The 22109-nt window shown below is 49.8% G+C and carries 25 protein-coding genes and 1 tRNA gene; 13 read left to right on the forward strand and 13 right to left on the reverse strand.

Features of this window, described 5'->3' with window-relative positions:
• The first annotated feature begins 67 nt into the window (after positions 1-67).
• The 4 genes from LFE_RS14050 to LFE_RS01875 all read left to right on the forward strand — a co-directional run bounded on the left by LFE_RS14050 (position 68) and on the right by LFE_RS01875 (position 1635).
• Positions 68-217, forward strand: coding sequence for a hypothetical protein (locus LFE_RS14050; RefSeq protein WP_158310227.1), 150 nt, complete (start codon positions 68-70; stop codon positions 215-217).
• A gap of 65 nt (positions 218-282) precedes the next feature.
• The gene (locus LFE_RS14465; RefSeq protein WP_014448583.1) at positions 283-405 is read left to right on the forward strand and encodes a hypothetical protein; all 123 of its coding nucleotides are present in this window, start codon (positions 283-285) and stop codon (positions 403-405) included.
• Between the two features lie 73 nt (positions 406-478).
• Entirely contained in the window at positions 479-1351 is an 873-nt protein-coding gene (locus LFE_RS01870; RefSeq protein WP_014448584.1) for an ArdC family protein, read from the forward strand.
• Positions 1352-1419: 68 nt separating this feature from the next.
• Entirely contained in the window at positions 1420-1635 is a 216-nt protein-coding gene (locus LFE_RS01875; protein ID WP_014448585.1) for a hypothetical protein, read from the forward strand.
• A 252-nt stretch (positions 1636-1887) separates the two neighbouring features.
• Here the strand turns inward: LFE_RS01875 and LFE_RS01880 are convergent, their stop codons facing one another.
• From LFE_RS01880 to LFE_RS01890, 3 genes are all read right to left on the reverse strand, one after another.
• Complete coding sequence (locus tag LFE_RS01880; RefSeq protein WP_014448586.1) at positions 1888-2940, reverse strand: tyrosine-type recombinase/integrase; 1053 nt, start codon at positions 2938-2940, stop codon at positions 1888-1890.
• 103 nt (positions 2941-3043) lie between these two features.
• Positions 3044-3130: transfer RNA gene (locus LFE_RS01885), tRNA-Leu, on the reverse strand.
• An 81-nt stretch (positions 3131-3211) separates the two neighbouring features.
• Positions 3212-4504, reverse strand: coding sequence for an HD-GYP domain-containing protein (locus LFE_RS01890; protein WP_041773932.1), 1293 nt, complete (start codon positions 4502-4504; stop codon positions 3212-3214).
• Positions 4505-4838: 334 nt separating this feature from the next.
• Here LFE_RS01890 and LFE_RS01895 point away from each other — a divergent pair, with 334 nt between their 5' ends.
• From LFE_RS01895 to LFE_RS01925, 7 genes are all read left to right on the forward strand, one after another.
• Positions 4839-6467, forward strand: coding sequence for a cytochrome (locus tag LFE_RS01895; RefSeq protein WP_232502547.1), 1629 nt, complete (start codon positions 4839-4841; stop codon positions 6465-6467).
• Positions 6468-6673: 206 nt separating this feature from the next.
• Positions 6674-7036, forward strand: a complete 363-nt coding sequence (locus tag LFE_RS01900) for a c-type cytochrome (RefSeq protein ID WP_232502548.1) — start codon at positions 6674-6676, stop codon at positions 7034-7036.
• A gap of 78 nt (positions 7037-7114) precedes the next feature.
• Complete coding sequence (locus tag LFE_RS01905; RefSeq protein WP_014448590.1) at positions 7115-7774, forward strand: FAD-binding oxidoreductase; 660 nt, start codon at positions 7115-7117, stop codon at positions 7772-7774.
• A 54-nt stretch (positions 7775-7828) separates the two neighbouring features.
• Positions 7829-8680, forward strand: coding sequence for a 16S rRNA (cytidine(1402)-2'-O)-methyltransferase (rsmI, locus tag LFE_RS01910; protein WP_014448591.1), 852 nt, complete (start codon positions 7829-7831; stop codon positions 8678-8680).
• Between the two features lie 6 nt (positions 8681-8686).
• Positions 8687-9496, forward strand: a complete 810-nt coding sequence (locus tag LFE_RS01915; RefSeq protein WP_014448592.1) for a nitrilase-related carbon-nitrogen hydrolase — start codon at positions 8687-8689, stop codon at positions 9494-9496.
• Entirely contained in the window at positions 9493-10380 is an 888-nt protein-coding gene (locus LFE_RS01920) for a tRNA (adenine-N1)-methyltransferase (protein WP_014448593.1), read from the forward strand. The genes LFE_RS01915 and LFE_RS01920 overlap by 4 nt, the downstream gene beginning before the upstream one ends.
• Positions 10381-11049: 669 nt before the next feature.
• Complete coding sequence (locus tag LFE_RS01925) at positions 11050-11247, forward strand: response regulator transcription factor (protein WP_014448594.1); 198 nt, start codon at positions 11050-11052, stop codon at positions 11245-11247.
• Between the two features lie 84 nt (positions 11248-11331).
• On the opposite strand, the gene LFE_RS01930 is transcribed toward LFE_RS01925, so the two are convergent.
• The 10 genes from LFE_RS01930 to LFE_RS01975 form a co-directional block, all read right to left on the reverse strand.
• Positions 11332-12255: a radical SAM protein gene (locus LFE_RS01930; RefSeq protein WP_014448595.1), complete on the reverse strand. Its 924-nt coding sequence runs from the start codon at positions 12253-12255 to the stop codon at positions 11332-11334.
• A complete protein-coding gene (locus LFE_RS01935) occupies positions 12231-13232 on the reverse strand; it encodes a thiamine biosynthesis protein (protein WP_014448596.1) in 1002 nt (333 codons plus the stop codon). The genes LFE_RS01930 and LFE_RS01935 overlap by 25 nt, the downstream gene beginning before the upstream one ends.
• Complete coding sequence (locus tag LFE_RS01940; protein WP_014448597.1) at positions 13229-13582, reverse strand: antibiotic biosynthesis monooxygenase family protein; 354 nt, start codon at positions 13580-13582, stop codon at positions 13229-13231. Before LFE_RS01940 ends, LFE_RS01935 begins: the two co-directional genes overlap by 4 nt.
• A gap of 101 nt (positions 13583-13683) precedes the next feature.
• Positions 13684-14694 (reverse strand): Holliday junction branch migration DNA helicase RuvB, encoded by a 1011-nt coding sequence (ruvB, locus tag LFE_RS01945; protein WP_014448598.1) that lies wholly within the window; start codon positions 14692-14694, stop codon positions 13684-13686.
• A complete protein-coding gene (ruvA, locus tag LFE_RS01950; RefSeq protein ID WP_014448599.1) occupies positions 14681-15310 on the reverse strand; it encodes a Holliday junction branch migration protein RuvA in 630 nt (209 codons plus the stop codon). Before ruvA ends, ruvB begins: the two co-directional genes overlap by 14 nt.
• Positions 15307-15831 (reverse strand): crossover junction endodeoxyribonuclease RuvC, encoded by a 525-nt coding sequence (locus tag LFE_RS01955; protein WP_014448600.1) that lies wholly within the window; start codon positions 15829-15831, stop codon positions 15307-15309. Before LFE_RS01955 ends, ruvA begins: the two co-directional genes overlap by 4 nt.
• A gap of 16 nt (positions 15832-15847) precedes the next feature.
• Positions 15848-17350 carry a DegQ family serine endoprotease gene (locus LFE_RS01960; RefSeq protein ID WP_014448601.1) on the reverse strand — a complete coding sequence of 501 codons (1503 nt, stop codon included), beginning with the start codon at positions 17348-17350 and terminating at the stop codon, positions 15848-15850.
• Between the two features lie 26 nt (positions 17351-17376).
• A complete protein-coding gene (locus LFE_RS01965; protein WP_232502549.1) occupies positions 17377-17811 on the reverse strand; it encodes a response regulator in 435 nt (144 codons plus the stop codon).
• Between the two features lie 47 nt (positions 17812-17858).
• A complete protein-coding gene (locus tag LFE_RS01970; RefSeq protein WP_014448603.1) occupies positions 17859-19496 on the reverse strand; it encodes a HAMP domain-containing sensor histidine kinase in 1638 nt (545 codons plus the stop codon).
• Between the two features lie 2 nt (positions 19497-19498).
• Positions 19499-20029 carry a gamma carbonic anhydrase family protein gene (locus LFE_RS01975; RefSeq protein ID WP_014448604.1) on the reverse strand — a complete coding sequence of 177 codons (531 nt, stop codon included), beginning with the start codon at positions 20027-20029 and terminating at the stop codon, positions 19499-19501.
• 182 nt (positions 20030-20211) lie between these two features.
• Here LFE_RS01975 and LFE_RS01980 point away from each other — a divergent pair, with 182 nt between their 5' ends.
• Positions 20212-20892 (forward strand): HAD family hydrolase, encoded by a 681-nt coding sequence (locus LFE_RS01980; protein ID WP_014448605.1) that lies wholly within the window; start codon positions 20212-20214, stop codon positions 20890-20892.
• A gap of 209 nt (positions 20893-21101) precedes the next feature.
• Positions 21102-21764, forward strand: a complete 663-nt coding sequence (locus LFE_RS01985; RefSeq protein ID WP_014448606.1) for a hypothetical protein — start codon at positions 21102-21104, stop codon at positions 21762-21764.
• Positions 21765-22109: the final 345 nt, after the last annotated feature.

Below are 22109 nucleotides of genomic sequence, written 5' to 3' on the forward strand. Positions count from 1 at the left end.
CGGGTTCTCGTCAGTCGACCCCCGCTTTCTCCTCTTGGGATCCCCGGTCCCGACCAAGAGAGAACACATGATCATGAAAATCATTATCGGCGTCTTGGGCGCTCTTTCGTGGTTCTTGGCTCTGGGAGTGGTTTTTTCCTGTTTTCGGCTTCATGGGGAGTGCGGGGAAAAAATGGACGGTATCGGGGGAATTTTCCGTTCGGTGCTCGGACAATAATCAAGACCCACAGCGGGTAAACGCGGCCCGCTCCTTCCGGAACGGGCTTTTTTCGGGAGGGCGGCATGGAGATTGCTCAAGAGTGTGAAAATCGGGAGGACTGGATCGACTGGCTCTCCGAGGAAGAACTGGAACGTGAGCTGGACAAAATGGAGTCGTATTACCGAAACCTCGGGGTAATCGACTAAGTCAAGCCCAATGCGGGCATGTGTCTTGTGCCCGCTTCCTTCTGGGAGGGGCACGCAACCAGGAGGAAAGAAAATGAACACGCAAGAATTCTACGCGCAGATTACGGAGAAAATGATCCACGCCCTGGAATCCGGGACCGCGCCTTGGACCCGGCCCTGGAAAGTGACCGGGGACGGTGTGCCTGTAAATGCTTTGACCGGGAAGCCCTACCGGGGCGTGAATGCGCTGAACTTGTCCTGGCATGCCCTGTCAATGGGTGTACCGGACATGCGGTATGCCACCTTCAAACAAGCCGTCGAGGCGGGCTGGAAAATTCGGGGAGGATCCAAAGGGATCCCGATCCTGAAGCTCGTTCCGGTGGAGAAAAAAGAGAAAGAAGGGCGGGAAGAGGAGCCTCCCGGCAATTCCGGAGACCTTCTGATTCCTAAAGTCTATTTTGTCTTTGGGGCTCCGGACCTGGAAGGGATTCCCGCACTGGAAGAAAAACCGAAACCGGCAGACTGGAGTGGCAAGGCGGAAGAGATCAGGTCAAGGCTTTCGACGGCTCTCAATGTCCCGGTGAATCACGGAGGCGGACGGGCGTTCTACTCGCGCACCGACGACCGGATCCAAATGCCGGGGGAAGGAAATTTCGAAGGTGAAAAGGCGTATCTCGGGACTCTTCTTCATGAGTTCGCTCATGCAACGGGCCATGAAAAAAGGCTAAACAGGTCCTTTGGGGTCTACGGGGATCCGGATTACGCCTTTGAGGAGCTGGTCGCAGAAATGACGAGCCTCTTTGTGGCCATGTCGACGGGGATTAGTCCGGCGGAGGCCCATTTCAAAAACCATGCGGCCTATGTCCGTTCCTGGATCGAGGCGCTGGAGAAAGACAAGAAGGCATTGGTCCGGGCGTCGAAACTCGCTCAGACTGCTTGTGATCTTCTGGTAAACACCATGCAATAAAGGACCATTGGCGGGCGTAAACTTCGGCCCGCCTCCTTCTGGAGCGGGCTCTTTTCCGGGAGGACAAAATGGATATTCGAGACAAGGTCATTGTGGTGAAGGTGCCGGAAGGTCAGGCTTCAGAACTAAAAAACGGCACTCTGACGAAAAAGGCCGTACTGGAAAAGCTTGAGGCGGAATTTGTTCGGGTGAGCGCTCACTATTACAAGGAAAAGTCGGAGTACTATGAGGGATACCGCGAAGGGTTGTCCCAGGCACTCTGGTTCTTGAAAAAAATGGAATAGTCGGGAAGGATCGTCCGCTGACGGGGCGATCCTTACACGTATTGAAAAATTAAAATGGGAACGGAGCCCGTCTGTTCCCATTTTTGTGAGAATATTGTCAAACACTTCATAGAATAAGTCCTTGCAATCCTCAATCTGACCATATAGCGTTATTGATTTTCTGATCAGTCGTGTATTGGCTCAGGGCGTATACTGCCAAATTGTTGCGGGAATCCAACCAATTACAGCCCAAAATCCCCAAGAAGTTCCAGTCTATTTTTCCGGAGCGGAAGCCTTGTGATTCGTGGAAGACTCCCACATTTTCTTCCCGAGTTCCTCGCCTGTCGGATTGTAATATCGCATGACCATGTTCAAGACTTTGTGCCCAAGGATTTTTGCCAATTCGTGGGCTTGATAGATCCCGGCAAGTCTTGTGGCCGCCGTATGACGGAGATCGTGAAAACGAATATCTTTTAGCCCTGTAGACTTGGCCGCCGCAGCGAAAACCTGTGAAACCCGGTCGGGGCCTATTCCCCATAGGTTGCCCTTAATACCGATCACTTGGCTATTGAGCACTTCCTTTAATGTTTCCAAAGCTACAGTGGAGAGAGGAACTTCACGAGAGGACCCATTTTTCGTTTCTTCAAGCTTGACGATCTTCCTGTTAATATCGATATTGGTTCTTGTCAAAGACATGATTTCTCCCCGTCTCATGCCTGTCTCCACTGCCAACAAGACAATATGTTGCATTTCTTTCGACAAGTGTTTGAGTAGTTCGTTCTGTTCTTCAAAAGAAAGGGTCCGCTCCCTGCTTTTAAACAGGTTATTTGCTTTCTTCCCCGGATTTGTCCCTTTGGTTCTTCTGATCGGATTGACTAAACCGGGCATGTCCCAGTGCTCCCGTGCCACGTTAAAAAGGTGGCTCACGATTGCAAGGTCAAGCCGGATTGTTCGCTCAGAAATACCTGCACCACGGCGAGCTTGCTCGTATTCAAAAATATCTTGCGGTCGAATGGTTGCCAGATATCGTTGTGCGAGCGCATTTACTTTCCAGGACCGGATTCGTTTTTTCTCCTGGGAGTATCCTTTTTTGTATTTTGAAACTTCTTCTTCATACCGGCTCAAAGCCTCGGACAATGTCGTGTTCTCAGCTTCTTTCCGTGAAACGAAAATGCCCCGATCTATTTCCGACTCGATCTCCCTCGCCCATTTTTCAGCGTCCTCGCGCTTGTCAAACGAATGCATTTGGGCAGGGTAGCCTTTTCGCCGGATTTTTGCTTCCCATACCGTAGAATCTGCCAGTTTGCGTTTATAGAAACTCGCCATTCTTCCTCCTCGTATTTTTTCTGAGTGTCGGAGAAGTGTCGGAAATATTCCTGGGAATTATTTTAGCATAGAAGAAGGAGAAGTATATAATGGCTATATTACTTGGTGCTCGGGAGGAGAATCGAACTCCTATGACCGTGAGGTCGGCGGATTTTGAGTCCGCTGCGTCTGCCTGTTCCGCCACCCGAGCATTGATGATGAAACGTTGTGGAAGGAGAATCTCAGGGAGAGATTGTATCGGTGGGCGCAGGTGTTTGCAAGCTGAAGCTGCTTATCCAGGTAATGCCTGATCTCGGACCTTTTCTTCTGCCTGTGGTTCTTCCGGAAATTCCGGGCCGGGAGTCTCTATGTAACGGAAGACTTCCGAAGGGGAAATTCCAAGCTCTCTCGGGTGAAATGTTTGGGTGACGGTATTTCGGTCGATCAACGGAAGGGTGATGTGGAAAGGTTCGTCAACAGGCTTTGAGCGGCTGGAAAAAAGAACAAGCAAATTCACCTGCCCTGCATGTGTGTCGGGATTTTTATACTCGGAAACCATAGCAATCCTGCCGTCTGCAAGCTCCACAAGTGATCCGACCGGGTAGACGCCAATCATCCGGACGAGCTCGGCGATCGCTTTAGGATCAAGTCGATGAATTTCAGTCTCCAGAATGTAGGCCAGAGTTTTGGCTGGTGAAAGAGGGCTTGCGTATATGCGTCCGGCGGTGAGCGCTTCGTAAATGTCGAGAACCATCAGGGAGCGGGAGACGGGGTTTAACTCCTTGATGTCGATTCCGTAAGGGTAGCCCGCTCCATTTTTTCGTTCGTGATGCTCGATGCAGACTGTCGCGCACAAACCACTGATCACTTCATCTTTGCTTTTTGAAAGAATGGAATGTCCCAGCTGGGGATGTTTTTTCATGATATCCCACTCTGACGGGGTGAGTTTTCCGGGTTTTTTGAGAACATCCAGAGGAATAAGGCTCTTTCCGATATCGTGCAGAAGAGCGGCAAGACCCCATTTTGCCAGCTCTTCTCTCGGCACCCCCGACCGGGCAGCGAGGCTTATTGTCAGAACCATCGTATTGGCCGAATGAACATAAGATTCATCATCAACCTCCGAGAGGGTCAGAAGAAATGAATTGTTGCTGGGATTTTTAAGGGTCATTTCCAGAGTTTGGGCAACCTGCTCCTTGAGAGGAAGAACATCAAATGAGAGTTTTTTCCGAATGTTGTCAAAACTTTTGGCGACGACTGCAACGGTTTTTTCCTGAAGGGCATTCCATTCCCTGATGGCATGGGGTGTTTTTATCTCAAGGGTCTGAAACTCCGGAGCGATGTCATTTTCCTCCTGGAGAGGAGGATCAGAGTGTTTGCCAGTTCCTTTTTGTTGGGAGATCTGGTCCCGCTCATCCTCGATATTGACGGTGACCATCCTGATCCCGTTTTCCTTCAGCTTGCGGATCTCATCCCCAGACCGGATTTTGAAGCGATGGAAGAGGATATTTGTCTCGAGCCAGCTTTTATCCAGTGAGATCACTTCCATGCCCACTGTCAGTTTGTCGACAGGAATTGTTTTATGCATCGAAAGGCCCCTTTTGAAAGCCTGAAGCGTATTCTGACTGCAGGAAACTCTTTGATAAGCGATCGAGTTCTTTTTTCGGGAATGAGGGATTTGGGAATGCTTTACAATGCTATCATTTTCTTTTTCCATTTTCCTCCTCAATCACTTTTCCCTTAGGGAGCACATAATCTGTCCGGTTTTGTAGCGCAAGACTTGTCCGGTTGCCAAGGAAGACTCCATGGTTTGAGCGAACAGAAGCGATCAAGGGATTTGATTTTTTGTCTTAAGCCGTTAATCTCTTTTGAGAGATTTGATCAACCCGCGTTTTTTCAGGATCTTTTCCAAGGGAATCCCAATGAAATGTTTTTTGATCCGTTCGATCCATTTATTTCTGCTGTCGATCTTCGTCATTTGCACCTTGCCTGAAAAAGGCTTTGCCTACCCCGGATTTTCCAGAAGCTATGATTTTCCCTGCGCTTTTTGTCACATCCAATGGCCCAAGCTGAATGACAATGGAAACATATTCAAGGATCGCGGTTTCATGCTCTCCACAACAGGTCGAGGGAATGGTTTGGACATGGGGTTTTCTGATCCGGCAAACCAGAATTATTTTCCTGTCGGTTTCCGCATGAGCGAGTCTTACGACATGAGTTCGGTCAACGGGGTATTGTCTGGAAAAAACACTAATGGTGGGTGGTCCAACGGTGCTAACTCACAGAACCCGTGGAGCCTTGAGTCCGGTGGCCTTTTAAACCCCTGGATCTCTTATTGGGTCGAACCGGGGTATCTCGTTGGCGGGAACTTCGGGATCACAAAACTCTGGGTCCGATTGGATGATCTTCTCCATTCGACCTGGTTCAATGTTTATGCGGGTCAATCCAGTGTAGACTCCCCATTTTCATCGCACAGGTCGGTTTCGATCGGTACGGCTTCCCCCTACACGATGTATGACTATCAGCCGGGAACGGCGGAGGTTGTTACGAACTCCGGTGCACAAAATGCCGGATTTTCTTTTGCCAACCCTATCGGGGCCTATTTTGACGGAGACCGATTTCAGATGGGGCAATCGGTCACTTCCATTCGCTACTTCGGGTATCAGTTTGAAAATGGATGCGGGACAAGACGATCCTTCTCCTTAAACCCCTGCGAAACACGACTCGATGTGAGCTTTATGCCCAACTCCTCCTTATATTCCTCATCGAACTCCCCGGGAGTCTCGGGAAGCAGCGCTTCCCAGGATCCTTTGTCTCCCTCAACCTATTCATTGAATATTGCCGAAAACAACGGGTTTTCTTATTTTGTTCACCTGACGCAGTCCTTTGGGGGTTGGGGTGCGACATCAGGGGAGAGAATCGGTCTTTTCTCCTATGTAGGGGAGGGGAGCTCCATGGGCAGTGTCGGCGGGAATGCTCCTTCAACGATTTTTAACCGGGAGGGCGTTGACATCTCCTTGAACCCGATACCCAGAGGTGGCCTCAATCTATTCGGCGCATGGGAAATTGTCCGGGATCCGGCAGGAATGATTCAATCCAACCCGGATTTCATGGGAAGTTCCATTCCTGCCTCAGGGCTATCGTACATGACCTGGTTTGTCGAGGCGGACTGGCAACCCAATTTCGGGGGAATGTTCTCTTCTGACGGGACCGGATCCAATATGATTTCTGTTATCTATAATCAGCTGGACATGATCGAACAGCCAGTTTTTTCCGGCGGAAATCAGATAGCCCTTCCGGGAAATTTTAATGATGTTCTTTCTTTTACGATTCTGGACAGATATGGTTTATGGCAAAGTGAACGGACTGCCGTTTCCCTTTATGCCCAGTACCAGTGGTTATTCGACGCGGGTGTGTCAGGGCTGTTGAGTGGATTTGCGTCCAATGGAGCTCAGATGTCCGGTAATCGCCAGGTTTCATCTTACCCCGGCGCACTTTTCGGAAATGTGACCGCCAGCAATTTCTCCATAGGTGTGGACTTTGCCTACTGAACAGAAAAGATGGGTGAAATGGTCTCCATGCTTGTGGCATAATTTTCGGGGAATCCCGTAAACAACCATATGTCTAACCGATTCTTGTCTGCTCGAGATGGCACGAAGATGCAAACCATCGATTCATGTGTGGCTTCTTCGCGCCCTTTTAAGCCAATCTCCGTTTCAAAATGCGATTCTCGGAGATCAACCCAATGGAGGATACGTTGATTCGTCGAGCTATTTTGTTGTTAGGAATGTTTCTGGCTCTTGAAGCGATTGGTCATGGAAAAGAGGCATTTGCTCTCGCTCCGGCTGATCCTGTGGATGGCAAGGTCGTCTACAATCATTATTGTGTGGCTTGTCATGGTCCCCAGGGAAACGGCCAGGGGCTTGCCGCTCCGGCGATGTTCCCCCATCCCGCCAATTTTACGGATCCCAATCTCTGGAAGGGGCGGTCTGATGCTTTTTTTATCAATGTGATCACCAACGGCAGAAAACGGGTCATGCCACCATGGTGGGATGTGATTACCGCTCAGGAAATCCAGGATGTTTATGCTTATGTGAAAACGACATTTAAACCAAAGTGATATTGCATCCCCCAAGGGAGATGCTTCATCGGTTCAAGTGAGGTGTTTGTGAGTTCTGTCGGGAGTATCGTTTGTAAATTGTCCGAAATTATTCCTTTCGAGGAAAATGTCCGTTTGTTCAAATTTGATACGGGTGGGGTGGACTTTCCCTTTCACCAGGGACAATTCATCTCACTAGCCGGATCCGATGGCAAGTCCTCCTATTTTGCGATAGCCTCCCCACCATCACTGAAGGGGAGTTTCGAAATTCTGGTCAAACGAGGAAACTCCACAACGGACTATCTCTTTTCCCGTTCTGTCGGGGATAGGATTTCCATTTCCGGCCCTCAGGGTAAAGGTTTTGCTCTGGATCCATATGTTGGAAAGAATTTGCTGTTTGTGGGTGTCGGAACGGCGATTGCCCCTCTTCGCTCAACATTATTGACGGCCCTTGAGCGAAGAAACGATTTCAACAGGATCTCTTTTCTGTTTGGAACGCTTACACCAAACCATATCTGGTTTGGTGATGAGATGGATGAATGGCACCAGAAAGGGGCAGAGGTCCATATTACGGTCACTTATCCTGACGAGACATGGGACAGGCACTCGGGGTTTGTCCAGGACATCCTGCGTCAGTCCAAGGATCCTCTCCACGAGACAGTTGTTTATCTGTGCGGAATGAAGGAAATGGTTGAGGAAACGACGAAGGTGCTGAAGGAGAGGTCCATCCCGGAGGAGATGATCCTCCTGAATTTCTGATGGCTGATCCGACCGGATCTCTGATCGAACCATTTATAGGAAGATGGTTGTGGCATGGATAGCATTCTGACCGAAAAAGGGATCATGTATGACCATCCAGGGCAGGGGGCGCTGTACATTGTCAGTACTCCCATCGGGAATCTCTCGGATATTACCGTTCGTGCCCTGAAGGTTCTTCAATCCGTCGGGCTTGTCGCATCCGAAGACACGCGGGTGACCCGTTCCCTGATGACTCACCATCAGATCCCGACCCCGCTTGTTTCTTATCATGCCCACAATCAGGAAGAAAAAATTCCCCTGTTCCTCGACCGCTTGAAAAATGGAATCAGCATCGCCCTTGTGAGCGATGCCGGAACTCCACTCATATCCGATCCGGGAAGCGAACTGGTTCGAAGAACAATTGAGGCCGGTTTTTGTGTCCATCCGGTTCCGGGACCATCTTCGGTCCTGTCTGCGCTTGTATCATCGGGTATAGAGCCAGGCCGATTCCTGTTTGACGGGTTCTTGCCCAGAACGCCAGGCGAGATCAGGAAGAGGCTTGAACGGGTGAAGGAATATGACGGAGCGCTTGTCTTTCTGGAGTCGCCCCATCGGGTTCTCAAGACGCTTTTATTGATGCAGGAGGTCTTGGGCGACAGGGGAGCATCGGTTCATCGGGAAATGACCAAGGCCTTTGAATCGGTGACAAGGGGGGTGCTGTCGGAGGTTTCCGCAATCCTTTCCAGAAAACCCCTGAAAGGGGAGTTCACGATTGTTGTGGCAGGAAAAGAGCGGGAAAAGGGCCGGAAACGGGTGAATCGCTATCCAAGGGAATCTGATTCTCATGAAGGAGTCGATCCTGTGGAAGAGGCTGGCGCGTCCGGAGAAGATGATGGGTTGTTTGATTTTGAACTTGAGGGGGTCTGAGCCCAGATGAAGGTTGTTGTTGTTCAGAACGACCCGGTGTTTGGAGAAGTGTCCAGAAATATCGAGGATGTTTCCCTGATTTTATCGAAAAGAAAGGAACCAAAGCCCGATCTGGTCGTTCTTTCGGAGCTTTTTGCCTCGGGATATCAGTTCACATCTGTCTCTGAAGCTCGATCCCTCTCCGAGAAAGCCGTTGGGCCTGATGCTGGTCCAACGGTGACTTTCATGAAGTCTCTCTCACGGGAGACCGGTGGACTGGTCGTCGGGGGATTCCCCTGTCTGACCGATGGCCGGGTGACAAACTCTGCGGCTGTTTTCAGGAATGGGGAACTTGTAACGGTTTATGACAAGGTCCACCTGTTTGATGCGGAAAATCGTTGGTTTTCTCCGGGAGCTGGGCCATTGTGCCTTGTCGATACAGACTTTGGGCCAATGGGGGTCATGATCTGTTTTGACTGGCTGTTTCCGGAAGTTGCCCGCAGTCTGGCCCTTGCAGGAGCCATGTTGATCGCTCATCCGGCAAACTGGGTTCTCCCTTTTGGTCCTTCCGGAATGATTCTCCGGTCAGTGGAAAACAGGATCTATACTCTTACGGCAAACAGGGTCGGAACAGAGGCAAGAGGAGGTCTTCCTCCCTTGACCTATATCGGTCAGAGTCAGGTGCTGTCTCCGTCCGGAGAGATTCTTGCAAGGGCTCCAAGAGAAACGGCAGCCATTCTGGAAGTTGCCTTTGACCCGTCTTTGGCAAAGAGAAAGACCGTTGCGGCGGAAAGTGACGCCTTCAGACAAAGGAGGCCGGATCTTTACCAATTGTGAAAAAGATTTTTCCACCCCCCATTGTGTCCGGGAGGAAACCTGCCTATAATCCCCCCATGCCATTTCTTGCGGGTGAGTCCCTAATCCTCTACGACAACCGTGGTCGAGCCTACGTCATTCCGGAGTTGATTCCCGGAAAGGTCTTCAATCTTGATGGCCACCTTTTCCCGCATGCCGAGCTGATGGAAAAAGCTTCCGAGGGGGAAAGCTATGTTGGCCCTAGAGGTCTGACGCTTACTCCATTTCGCCCCACTCTCAGGGAAACCCTTTCCCACATGAAAAGACGGACCCAGGTCATCTATCCAAAGGATCAGGGTTTGATCCTGATGTGGGGAGAGATCCGTCCCGGGCTCAGGATCCTTGAGTCAGGAATTGGTGCCGGAGCCCTGACACTAAGCCTTCTTCGCATGTCTGCGCCGGGTGGGGAGGTCGTATCCCTCGAGAAGCGCGAAGAACACGCATCGGAGGCGATGAGTAATTTGCGCAGAATGGTTCCGGAACTGATGGGGAACCACAAACTCCTGATCGGCTCATATGGTGATCCCGGATGGGAAGAGTCTGTTCCCGGTGTTTTTGATCGTGTCGTTCTCGATTTGCCCGAGCCATGGGAAGGCCTTTCCGGTCTTGCCAAAAAGCTTCGCCCGGGTGGCATTCTGGTTTCCTGGATGCCGACTCCGCTTCAGGTCCATACCCTTTCCAACCGATTGAAGGATTCCGGGGACTTTCACCTTGTACAGACCGTTGAGGCGATTGTCAGGGACTGGGAGTTTGGTCCGACATCGGTTCGTCCTGCCCATCGTATCGTTGGTCATACGGGCTATCTCACCATGGCAAGACGTGCGGCCCCCGGTATCCCTTATATTGCATGGGAACCTTCCTTCTAATCAGTTTCTTTCCAAAAGCCCGGACGAAAAATCCGTCACTCATTCTTTCCTGATCCGGATGTGTTCTTGTCCTGTTGCTCCGGAATGGAGCAGGAAGCATTGGCAAGATCAGGACAAATCCAGGATAACCGTCCGAGATGGTTACTCAAGATCCAACTCTAGGTCCTCAATAGCCATCAAGCCGTTTCTATTCCCTTCTGGGCTTATATGCCACCAATCAGGTGATATCGTTTCTTGCTGAGCTCAGGAAGACATGATTATCGATTGATTTTTTTTATCTAAAGATCCTTCTATCCATTCTGATCTTCTCTGGTTGAAAACAGAATCGGTCAGGTATAGACTGGAACTGGAGTTTCACGGGTGAACCTCCGCGTTATCTTTGTTTGTTCAGGGGTCGCTTTGCAGAGCGGCTCCTGATTTTAAGAATATAAAAGTTTATGGTTTATTTTTTTCGTCGGTCAAATCCTTATAATATCAAGGAATCTTCCCTAAGATTCGATCCTCTTCCTCTAGAGCTCTTCCACAAAGGAGTTGCTCTTCTCTTTGTACAAACTCCGATCTCGTCATATCAATGATGACTTGGTTTTTCCTTAAGCTTTTGGTGGAATGGTTGTTCTTGAGCCCTATCCCCCGAAGTTGGCCCTCTGCCGGAGGATGAAGGAGCTGGATTTGTCAAAGCACCAGTCTGAAATTATCCTGGAAATCATGAGAGGGCGGACGAATAAGGAGATCGCATTAAAGCTTGGCTTGGCTCTCCAGACAGTCAAGGACCACCTCTACACGATTTTTCAAGAACTTAAAGTCCGAAACCGTGCCGAACTGATCATTCACGTGATGGGGAATCTCTCTTTTTTAGAGGATGAATGACGTTTTTGACCTTCTTTCTGGTGGATTGTTGCGGTAGCGTTTATGTGGAATCATTTTTTACGGGATTTTGGATTTGAATTTTTCTTATGGAAAAATATGGATGGGAAGCGGAATGGATTCATTAAAAAATTTCGACAGGGCCAAAAGGCGCTCGTAAGAGACCGGTCTGACTTCAGGAGAGGGAGGCATTCTCGCCACTGAATAGAGGTCCCATCGACTGATTTTGGCACCACCCGCAACGAGCTTCCCCATGGCTTGCTGCATATGCTTGCTCCAGTCTCCTTCAGGATGAAAACTCACTGTTGGGGAAATATAGTCCATGACCATGGTCTGGATTGTGACAGGGGTTTCTTGAAGCGTCTCCTCGACCTGTTTCCAGTAGGATGGAAAACGGAGACCGGACCGGTCGAGAAAGGCAAAACTCTCTGCATCCGCCGCATCGATTTTAAACCAGATGGACCAGGGGATTCTCTCAGATTCCAGAGTATTTTTCTGCTTGAAAAGATCCAGCACTTTTCTCCTGGTCGATGCCTTAAAAAGCCCCGTGCCATTCGTAATGATCCGGATTGTGACTTCATGGGTGCGTTTTTGGAAAAAGGCAAGGACCTTTTCCAAAACTTCCGGGAATTCCGGAACCATTGTGGGCTCCCCGTCCCCTGAAAAGGAGACATCGGTCAGTATTCTCTGGGCCATTGGAGTCTGGTCAAATGGAGGTACGGAAAAAAACTGGTTGGTTTCCACAAGATCGATCAGGTGTGAAAGTTCGGCGATGACCCTGTCCGGGTCGACTTTCTGATGGATCTTCTGAATATGGGCCATTCCTTCCGGAGTCCTATCGACCTGACAATAGATGCAATCAAAGTTGCAGCCCTTGTCCGGGTTCATGTTAATGCCGACCGAAAGTCCTCCGGAACGTCTGGATATGACCGGGTAAACATGAATATTGTTCCTGAATCGTCTTTGATGATCTGAAAAGAGAAATTTCAATGCCGAAGATGGGTTGTCCAATGGTCCTCCCTCAGAAAGGGGCTTTCTTCAAGGGGTGGTTCGAGAGAGAGAATATGGTTGCTTTCTCCCCAGACGGTTTTGGCGGGAATAGGTGTGTATCCCCGTTCATGTTCTGGAAAATGGGGCCAAAGAGCTCCGTAGACGATTTCATCCATATGGGGTGGAAGGGGTGCCGGGAAAAAAACACTGGGGCCATTAAAGCCTTCCGGGTGAAAGGAGACGCCAAGTCCCGAGATCTTTTCGTCGAGCGCCTTGTTGTCTTTTTCATTTCGACCAAGAATCACCCACGTGGAGTCTTCGAATCGATAGTGGCGGCCGTGTCGGAGAAGTGATGCATTTTCCCTTGATCTTCCGTCATCAAGGGTAATGAAATCAGTGACCCTTTCCCGAAAATGCTCATCGGTCAAAAGACATCCTCCGGCGGGGCTTGGAATGGTCTTGAATCCGAATTTTTTGGCGAGGGCGAGTTGGGGTTTTCTGGAGCGTCCTGCCCATCCAAAAAGCTTTTTTCGGTCGACTATCCCTTCCTTTTCCATGCGAGTCTCAGGGAGGAGCCTTGCCGACAATGGGCGCAGGATTTCTCCTTCCATTCCGGCTTCCTGATCGATTACGTATAATGTATCCCTTTTTTGGCTCATGGGTCTTTGGCCGACAACCTCTCCTGTTACCAGAAAGCTCGTACCGGTTTCATCCATAACCTTCTTGGCAATGGTAAACATGAGTATCCTGCAGTCGATACAGGGGTTGACCACTGAGCCATAACCAAACTCGGGATTTTTCAATACATCAATAAAGGCATCCCCTTTTGGACGGCGGAGCAGGGGAACCCCCAATTCCGCCGCCATGGTTTCAGCAGTGTTTTCGCAGCCGAAGGGACTTTCAAGGTGGAGACCCACCAGTTCAATGCCCTGCTCCAGAAGGAGCCTGCCCGCGAGGGAAGAGTCCAGTCCTCCGGAAAGAAGTAAAAGTCCTTTCAATCAACATCCTTGTCGGAATCGGAAATGACTTCATGAATTTCAAGAACATTCGGTCCGGAAAACATTTCTCTGGGAGGGTGGTTGGAATGGGCTTTTTTAAAGGAGTCCGAGCGGGTCCAGTTCTTGAAGTCCTCCATTGTCTCCCAAAAGGTCATGACACTGTAGTACTCAGAATCGATGGGCTTTAAAATCAGGTTGCGAATGAAGCCCGGTGATCCGTCGATCAGTCCCTTCCTGTTCTTGAAGCGTTCTTCAAAGTCTTTTTCAAATCCTTTGGCAACAAGAATGCGATTGGCAACAACAAACATGGCAATCCTTTCGTTAGGGAGAGGTGAGGGGAAAAGAAGCATTCCATCCTAAGTGTGTCACATTTGTTCGTATGGTTTCGAAATTGAATCCCCTTAGTGTTTCATTGATCGGGTGCGGATTCAAGGGTCCACTCGCTGTTTGGCTAGGAGCCTTCACTGGCCTCCCACCCTGAAGGAGTCAGCTTTCTACCGGAAGGAGTCCTGGCGAGGAATCCTTCCTTCAAAAGGTAAGGCTCCACGACATCGATCAGGGTTTCGGGATCCATTTGAAGAGTTGCCGCGATGGCTTCAATTCCCACTGGGCCGCCTTCGTAGACGGACCGGATTGTTTCAAGAAACTTCCTGTCCACCCGGTTCAGGCCTCTTGTGTCTATTCCCTCCATTTGAAGGGCCTCTTTTGCCAGTGAGACTGTGATAACCCCGTTCCCCCTTACCTGAGCAAAGTCCCTGACTCTTTTTAAAAGCCTGTTGGCTATCCTTGGGGTCCCCCGTGAACGTTGCCCAATTTCATTTGCCGCATCAGGGGTCATCATGATCTCCAGAATCTTTGCAGACCGTTCCAGAATCCGGGCAAGTTCCGCGGGAGTGTAAAAGTCCATATCCCTTTGTATTCCGAATCGGTCTCTAAGGGGAGCGGAGAGGAGACCCGCTCTTGTGGTGGCGCCAACAAGGGTAAAGGTCTGAAGCCGATGGCGGAATGTTCTGGCTGCCGATCCTTTGTCAAAGACGACATCGATGGCAAAGTCCTCCATCGCTGTGTATAAAATCTCTTCAACAGGGCGTGGAAGTCTGTGGATTTCATCAATAAACAGAACCGTTCCCGGGGCCATTCTAGTCAAGATTCCCACCAGGTCCCCCCCTTTTTCAAGGGCAGGTCCTGTTGTTCCCTGAAAGGGGACGCCCATGGCCTTTGCAATCAGGCTGGAAAGCGTTGTTTTCCCGAGCCCTGGTGGGCCATGGAACAGAATATGATCCAGGGCCTCTCCCCGGATGATGGCGGCTTCAATGGCAATGTGCAGGCTTCTGGTGACATCTTCCTGACCGACATAGTCTTCGAAAGAGCGGGGACGAAGCTGATTCGATTCCCTGTTCTCTTCTGCAATGTTCTCTTCGATTTCCTCTTCAGGAAATGGTGTGGGATCAGTCAGATCCAATTCTGTAAACCTCCGAGAAAAGCTCTTCAATGGTACGAATGTCGGGGTTCTTCTTGAGAGCTGCGGCGACAAGTCTTGATGCTTCGATCGGAGTGTGTCCGAATTGTTGGACCAATGTCTCCCTGACCAGGGATGAAATATCTGTCAGCGAAGCTGTTTTGTTCTTCCCGGTGGGTTCGGCCGGAATCAGGGGTGTTGATATGGGCTGGACTTCTTCCTTCAGCTCGGAAATGATTTTTTTAGCGGTTTTGTCTCCGACTCCCTTGAGTGTTTTCAATCGGGAGACATCTCCCTGCGAGATCATGGAAAGCATCTCCTCGACAGGAAGGGAAAGAATTCGCAGTGCGGTCATGGGGCCAAGTCCCTGAACCTTTCTGAGAAGAAGAAAAAGGTCCTGTTCTTCTTTTGTGGGAAACCCAACAAGGGTTGGAGAATCCTGATGTTCGCTCCAGAAGAACTGGGTATACAGGCTTAACTCGGAAGATTCTGAATCGGTTCCCGACAGGACACTCATCGAGTAGGGCGATAGGTGGACCCGATACCCGACAGCTCCCGCGCGAAGGGTAATGGCATCTTCTTCCCAGGAGATGATTGTTCCGAACAATCTTGAAATCATGGGGGCAATAACCTGCTGAAACCGAGAAAAGCCAATCCCATGGCATCGCCTTCATGAGTGCTTGAAAGATGAAGTCTCGGGCCAAGCCATATGGCAAGGGACTCCTGGACGGCCTCTTTGGAGGCGCCACCATAACCCGTGATCCTGTGCTTGAGCTCTCTTGGAGATATGGTCGTAAAAGCGAGGTGCAGTTTGTTCGACAGAAGAGCAACGACACCGATGACCGGTCCCAGCATCAAACCGGCGTTAGGTGCATTTTTCCTGTTGAAATGATCTTCAATGATCACGGCATTGGGCCGGTGGGTCTTTGCGATTTGTTCAAGCCGGTCATAAATCTCGCCGATCCTTCCCTCGACGGGTGTTTTCGGAGATGTCCTGATCGTTCCTTGGGCCAATATGCGAACTGTCTCGAGAGATGTTCCGGATAGAACCGCATAGCCTGTTGCGGCAAGTCCGGGATCAACACCCAGTACGGTAAAGGAAGAGCCCCTTTGAACCGTGGGGAGATTCGGTCCCCCCACGGGCAGGCTTCCTGTTTTAGGGAGAGAGGGGGACATAAGAATATCGGCCATCCCGCAGGACGGACAGGACCGCATCCTGGTCCTTTTTGATTTTCTTAGCAATGCGAATATATTCGCTGACCGAGTGCACACTGTGCCTGTTCACTTCGACAATGATATCCCCTCTTCTGAGACCGGCGCTTTCGGCAACAGAACCAGAGGCCACCCCCTCGACAATAACCCCTTCAAGATGAGCGGGAAGATTCAGTTGCTGGCGCATCTCTGCGGTGATATCAGTAATGACGAGTCCCTTCAGGACATTGTTAAGTTTTGGAGAGGATGGCTTCTCAACGTGATTTCCGGCCATTGCGATATTTGCCGGAAGCTCTCCGATCATGACAGGAATATTTCTCTTGTCACCATTTCTGATGACTGTAATCCGGACATTTGTTCCAGGTGCAATGCGCGACACCCTGAACCGAAGATCGTTGGCATCCTGAATTTCATGGTCGTCAAGTGCGATGATCACGTCACCCCGCTTGAAGCCTGCATGACTTGCGGGACCATCCGGAAGAATGTCGCTGACAAGAACACCCTTTTTGCTGGAAAGATGAAATTGACGCTCGATTACCGGTGATATGTTCTGGATCGATACGCCAAGCCAACCACGAACGACTCGTCCCTTCGTTCTGAGGTCGTTGACGACTTGCCGTACCATTTCGGCCGGAATGGCAAAACCAATCCCTTCATAGCCGCCATTTGTTGTGTAGATGGCGGTATTCATCCCGATGACCTGTCCGAAGAGATTGACAAGAGGACCACCGGAGTTTCCAGGATTGATGGCAGCATCTGTCTGGATAAAATTTTCGTACTGTTCAATTCCGATATTGCTTCTTTTCAGTGCGGATACAATTCCCATGGTGATGGATTGTGTCAGACCAAAAGGTGATCCCATGGCAAGGACAATGGTCCCGACGCTGACCTTTTTCGAATCGCCCCAGGAAACGATCGGGAGGTCATGTTTCGGGTGGATCCGGATCACCGCAACATCAGTCATGGGGTCTTTTCCGATAATGGTGGCCCGGTAGCTTGACTTGTCAGAGAGGACAACGGTGACCTTAGTGGCATGTTTGACCACATGATAGTTTGTAACGATGTAGCCATCCTTGGAGATGATGAAGCCCGACCCCAGGCTTCTCTCAACATGTTTCTGCGGAGCTCCTCCGGGAGCCTGATTGCCGAAAAACTGCCTGAAAAAGGGGTCGTTCATGAATGGATTCTGCGGTTTTGCCGTTACGACGGATGTTGTCGAAATGTTGACGACTGACGGAATGACCGCTTTTGAAACCGTCACAAACACATTCTGAAGTGCGAGACCCGGAGCAACTTCCTCCTTTGATATCGGAGCGGAAGGAGTTCCATCACTAGCCCTTGCTGGCTGCGGTGTCATGGAGAGAATGAGCGATAAGGAAAGGCCTAGTGATATAAGGGAGGTCCGTGTCAGTTTCTTGGGGGTTTCTATTTGTGAAGATTGGATCATTTTCGGCGTTCTCCTTCGAATGATGGTCAGTCCGTATTTCCGGGGGGGGACTGCTTCAGATGGCCGCTTGGTGAGCGTCCAATGGCGTCAAGTGTTCGCTGAACGACCTCTATGATCTCCTGTTTTTTGAATGGCTTTGGAATGAGGTCAATGGCTCCGAGAGAAAGGGCCTCGACCCAGAGGTGTTCGTCACCGAATGCGGTCAGTATGATCACGGGAAGATCCGGATGGTCTTTCTTGATCGACCTGAGAAGGTCCATCCCGCTTCTTCCTGGCATGCGAAGATCTGTGAGGATCAGGGAGGCTTCCTCCCTGTCAAGATGAGCGATGGCTTCTTCGGCAGATTGGGAAACGGATACTGCAAAGCCCCCTTTTTTCAGAATTTCTTCCAAAAGGTCAAGCGCAACCACATCGTCTTCAACGACCAGAATTTTTTTTCGGTTTTTCTGAGACGCCGACATTGGCAGAGTTTCCGAGTCAAGAGGCATAGTTGAAACCTACCATATCATCAAAAGGTGTTCAAGGGGTTTTGCCCCCTGTTTCGGCCTACAGGAACCATTACAACAAAATGTCCGCCCGGTCCTGTCCCCAGAGAAAGGTTACCTCCGAGATCATCGATGATTTTACGGCTGATGGCAAGGCCAAGTCCGGTTCCATGAGATTTGGTTGTGAAAAAAGGTTCAAAAATCCGCTCAACCAGATCTTCAGGAACTCCTGGCCCGCTGTCCTGAACATGGATCTCAACATAATCGCCGTTTTGATGGCCAGAGATTTCTATTGTGCCATGCTGACCGGAAGCATCTATAGCATTTTCAATAAAGTTCAGAAAAACCCCCTGAAGGCTTTCCCGGTCAGACTGGACTAGAGGGCATTCCGGTGGAAACTGATAGGTGATGGTAATCCCCATCGACTCGGTTCTGGGTTGGACAAGAAAGAGAATATCTTCTATTAGGGAAGGCAGATTCAGTGACGTGGTCGGAGGGGGATCCCTTCGGCTCATGCTGAGAAGCTTCCTGATGGCTTTGATCATCCGGTCGATCTGGCCAAGGATCACATGCAGATGCTTTTCTACCGAAGGAGGGAGTCCTTCTTCTTCAAGAGACAACTCCACATGTCCGCTTATGGAATGAAGGGGATTCCCGAGCTCGTGCGCGACAATCGCGAGGCTTTCTCCGATGGCAGCCATTTTCTCCAGTTCTGAAAGTTTCCTCTGGAAAAAAAACATGTTTCGTCCGGCTTCTTCTAGGGAGGCATTTTTCTGAATCAATTCATGCGTGGCTTCAGTGATCTTGTTTGTCAGCGTGTCATTGAATTCCTGAACCCGTTGAAGGAGCTTCCTGTTTTCTTCCGTCCGGTCAGAAAGAATGGAAAGCATCTTGTTGAAACCTCCACTGAACTGCCTGATTTCAAATGTTCCGACAGGGTCAACGCGGACGTCGAGGTCTCCTTCCCCAACTCTCTCCATAGCTTGAGAGACTTGGTAGAGGGGGGTCAGGACCAGTTTCTTGACGACAATCGAGAGAAGAAATGCCAGCAACAAAAATCCTGAAAGAAGGAGGAGAAGTGTCCTGTTTTGCTCCCTCTGTGCAAGCATGTCTGCTTCATAAAGTGAAATAAGGACCCCAACGGTTCCAAGCTTTTTGTTGTGGTGGAGAAATGGGACAACGACATAAAGTCCGGATCGGGTCCCGATAGGTTCCCGGACGCTGATCCAGTTCAGGTGATGGGAGATGACAACGGTATGGGCCTGACTTTCCTTGAGGGACAAAGGCGTATTGGGGTAGCTGATGATTCTGGGAAATTCTTCTCCCTCTGTGAGCAGATCGACCCGTTTGACGTTATGCCGGATGGTCATGACCGCTTTCATCTCTTTTTGGAGAGCGATCAGTCCCCGTCGATCGACAGTCGCTCTCGATCCGGTCGCTCCGTTTGCCGCCGGGAGAATCCTGTCCGCTTCATGGTGCATCTCCACTCCGAAGGCAAACTCCTGGGCGACAAGGCGACCTTCGTTTTCAAGGGCAAGGACTGCTCCCCTGTGAACAAGAATATTATCCCAAAAAGCAAACGCACCCATCAGCGCAGAAATCAGTGCGGCCACAATAACGATCATGAGTGGTTGAAGCCTGATGGGTGGCTGGATGGTCATCGTTATTTAGCTGAAATCGGGTAAGGACTGTTTTTATAATTCTGGCTGTAGGAGATGTAGTGGCGGGCCGATTGTCTTATCCACTCTTTTTCTTCATCTGTCAGAGTTCTCTTGACTTTCGCCGGGCTGCCAAGGGCGAGATGCCCTGACGGGATAATTGTGCCTTCTGTGACCAGGGAGCCTGCTCCAATAATCGTGTCGTCTCCGATAACAGCTCCATCCATGATAATGGATCCCATGCCGACAAGGATCCTGTTGCCCAATGTGCACCCATGGAGAATGACCCGATGGCCCACGGTGACATTGGACCCTATCGTGAGTGAAAATCTGTTTCTTGTGACATGACATACGGATAGATCCTGAATGTTGGTTCTTTGCCCGATTCGGATTCGATGAACGTCCCCTCTGACAACCGCTCCGAACCAGATGGAGGAATCTTTTCCGATTGTTGTGTCCCCAATCACCTGCGCTGATTCGGCAATCCATGCCGATGGAGCAATTTTGGGGAGAATACCCTTATAAGGGAGGATCATGGGAAAGCTCCTTGAAAACCTTTAGGCATCTGTCTGGCCGGCAATGCACTGACGACTTTCTGATGCAAATTGATGATAATGATGAGGATAACAAATGTGGGATCTGTCTTCCAGCGATCTTGCCGGAAAACATTCTCGATTTTTGATCAGGATTTTCAGGAATCAATCTGGGGAAAATAAAGATGATCAGGGCTGTTCTGTTTGATTTTAATGGGGTCATTATTGATGATGAGCGGGTGCATCTTGATCTTTTTGTAGAAGTCCTTTCTCCTTATGGAGTTGTTGTCGACAGGGACTTGTATTGGAAAGAGTTTCTGGGGATGGACGACAGGGGTGCTCTATCAGGCCTTTGGTCCAGCCATTTTGGAAAGCCCCCTGAAGATCAGATACTCTGTGAACTGATTGAAAAAAAAGCGAAAATTTATATGGAGAGACTCTCTTCAGGTCTCCCTCTGTATAACGGCGTTTTATCCCTGGTGACGGATCTGTCCCATATTTATCCCATGGGAATTGTTTCGGGGGCCCTTCGCCCAGAAATTGAGGGGACTCTTTCTCAAAACGGTTTGATGGAGTGTTTTCAATTTATTGTCAGCGCTGAGGATACGGAAAGAGGGAAGCCGGATCCCGAAGGGTATGTAAAAGGCTTCTCCCGTTTGGCCTTGATGGACTGCCTGGAAGGGCTTTCTCATGACGAGGTTCTGGTGATTGAAGATTCTGTCCAGGGCGTGGAAGCAGCAAAGCGCGCGGGGTTAAAAGCATTTGCCGTTTGCCATACCTACTCGCCACAATCTTTTTTCCATGCGGACAGGGTTTATCCGGATGTCGGGAAGATCCAGCTTCAGGATGTGCTTTCGCTGCCCTGAACTGTGGAGTGTATCAGGATATTTCGTGAGATCACATTGTTCCTGTGATGGGTATCACCGATTTTTGGGGAGAATACTTTAAAATATGATAAAATGCATCCGGCATTACCTCTGTGTCTTGAGTGGCAATGGGTGTTTTGTTTTGTCAAGGACATTTTTCACGTTGTGTTTTGGTTCTTAACTTTTATGGTTTTTATGAGGAGTATTGAATGGCGTCAAACAGTGTTCGTTCTTTTCTGAAAGTTGTTTTCTTATCCTCGTTCGTCTTGTCAGCTGTCTTTTTTCAACCGGTTCACGCAAAAGCTGCGAGCAGTGTTTCTTCCGAGGATTCTCCTGAAGTGACAACCTCCTCCCAGAGCTCAAGCACTGGGTCAGGATCTTCCTCTGGTGGCACTTTTTCGGATATCGGTAAAATAGGGGTGGGTTTGTCCTGGTCTCCGATGGAGATTACCCCTGGGGCAACGGATAGCACGAGTGTCGGTTTTGTTGGTGCAAGGTACTGGTTCAACAAGACGTTCGGGTTGGATGGTGGACTCGGTTTTGGATTCCCTTCTGTCAGCCCGGGAACAAACTTTCTGACAACGCTTGAGCTTGAGCCAATGATTGCTCTGGTTGAAACGTCCCGGACGATTCTTTATGGCAATATTCAGTTTATGGGAGCGTTCGGTTCCGGTAGCGATGCCAATTCTTCCATCTATCTTTCTGCAGGCATGGGTATTGAGCACGCATTGTCCGATATGCCAAGGCTTTCGATCTATGGACAGTGGAATCCGGTCAGCGTGGATTTTGTAACTGGCCCAAACAATCCGACCGGTTTTGGATTTTTGGGATCTGTGATGAACTTCAATACAGGTTTCCGTTACTATTTTTAATGAAATGTATGGAGTTGTCTGAAAGCCATCGGGAGGTCCCTCCCGATGGCTTTTTTAGGATCACCTTAGATCTTGTCGCCATTTGTTTTCTATTGCTTGTTTGACAATCAGGGATGTGTTCAGTAGAATTTTCCCCCAATTCGATATGCGATCTAAGTCATTATTTTATGCCCTATTTAAGGGAAGATCCCGTCCATGATCAACCTTGACGGGGAGGCTGCCAAATTTCTCAGGTTGCGCGCAGCTTCATGGATCTTCTGAGTGTTCACTACGATGATGGCCTCGGCTTGGGGGCAATGCTCTCCAATGGAGAGGCAACAAGATATATTTCCCGGGTTATAAAAA

Source organism: Leptospirillum ferrooxidans C2-3 (assembly GCF_000284315.1).
GTDB lineage: Bacteria > Nitrospirota > Leptospirillia > Leptospirillales > Leptospirillaceae > Leptospirillum > Leptospirillum ferrooxidans.

Excerpts from the sequence above, each read along its gene's own strand:
- ruvA (WP_014448599.1), bottom strand. The coding sequence starts at position 15,310 with ATGATTTCAAGATTGTTCGGAACAATCATCTCCTGGGAAGAAGATGCC.
- LFE_RS01870 (WP_014448584.1), top strand. The coding sequence starts at position 479 with ATGAACACGCAAGAATTCTACGCGCAGATTACGGAGAAAATGATCCAC.
- LFE_RS01975 (WP_014448604.1), bottom strand. The coding sequence starts at position 20,029 with ATGATCCTCCCTTATAAGGGTATTCTCCCCAAAATTGCTCCATCGGCA.
- LFE_RS01895 (WP_232502547.1), top strand. The coding sequence starts at position 4,839 with ATGAAATGTTTTTTGATCCGTTCGATCCATTTATTTCTGCTGTCGATC.
- LFE_RS01875 (WP_014448585.1), top strand. The coding sequence starts at position 1,420 with ATGGATATTCGAGACAAGGTCATTGTGGTGAAGGTGCCGGAAGGTCAG.
- LFE_RS01890 (WP_041773932.1), bottom strand. The coding sequence starts at position 4,504 with ATGCATAAAACAATTCCTGTCGACAAACTGACAGTGGGCATGGAAGTG.
- LFE_RS01915 (WP_014448592.1), top strand. The coding sequence starts at position 8,687 with ATGAAGGTTGTTGTTGTTCAGAACGACCCGGTGTTTGGAGAAGTGTCC.
- LFE_RS01940 (WP_014448597.1), bottom strand. The coding sequence starts at position 13,582 with ATGCTTCTTTTCCCCTCACCTCTCCCTAACGAAAGGATTGCCATGTTT.
- LFE_RS01965 (WP_232502549.1), bottom strand. The coding sequence starts at position 17,811 with ATGTCGGCGTCTCAGAAAAACCGAAAAAAAATTCTGGTCGTTGAAGAC.
- LFE_RS01980 (WP_014448605.1), top strand. The coding sequence starts at position 20,212 with ATGATCAGGGCTGTTCTGTTTGATTTTAATGGGGTCATTATTGATGAT.
- rsmI (WP_014448591.1), top strand. The coding sequence starts at position 7,829 with ATGGATAGCATTCTGACCGAAAAAGGGATCATGTATGACCATCCAGGG.
- LFE_RS14050 (WP_158310227.1), top strand. The coding sequence starts at position 68 with ATGATCATGAAAATCATTATCGGCGTCTTGGGCGCTCTTTCGTGGTTC.
- LFE_RS01970 (WP_014448603.1), bottom strand. The coding sequence starts at position 19,496 with ATGACCATCCAGCCACCCATCAGGCTTCAACCACTCATGATCGTTATT.
- LFE_RS01880 (WP_014448586.1), bottom strand. The coding sequence starts at position 2,940 with ATGGCGAGTTTCTATAAACGCAAACTGGCAGATTCTACGGTATGGGAA.
- LFE_RS01960 (WP_014448601.1), bottom strand. The coding sequence starts at position 17,350 with ATGATCCAATCTTCACAAATAGAAACCCCCAAGAAACTGACACGGACC.
- LFE_RS01985 (WP_014448606.1), top strand. The coding sequence starts at position 21,102 with ATGGCGTCAAACAGTGTTCGTTCTTTTCTGAAAGTTGTTTTCTTATCC.
- LFE_RS14465 (WP_014448583.1), top strand. The coding sequence starts at position 283 with ATGGAGATTGCTCAAGAGTGTGAAAATCGGGAGGACTGGATCGACTGG.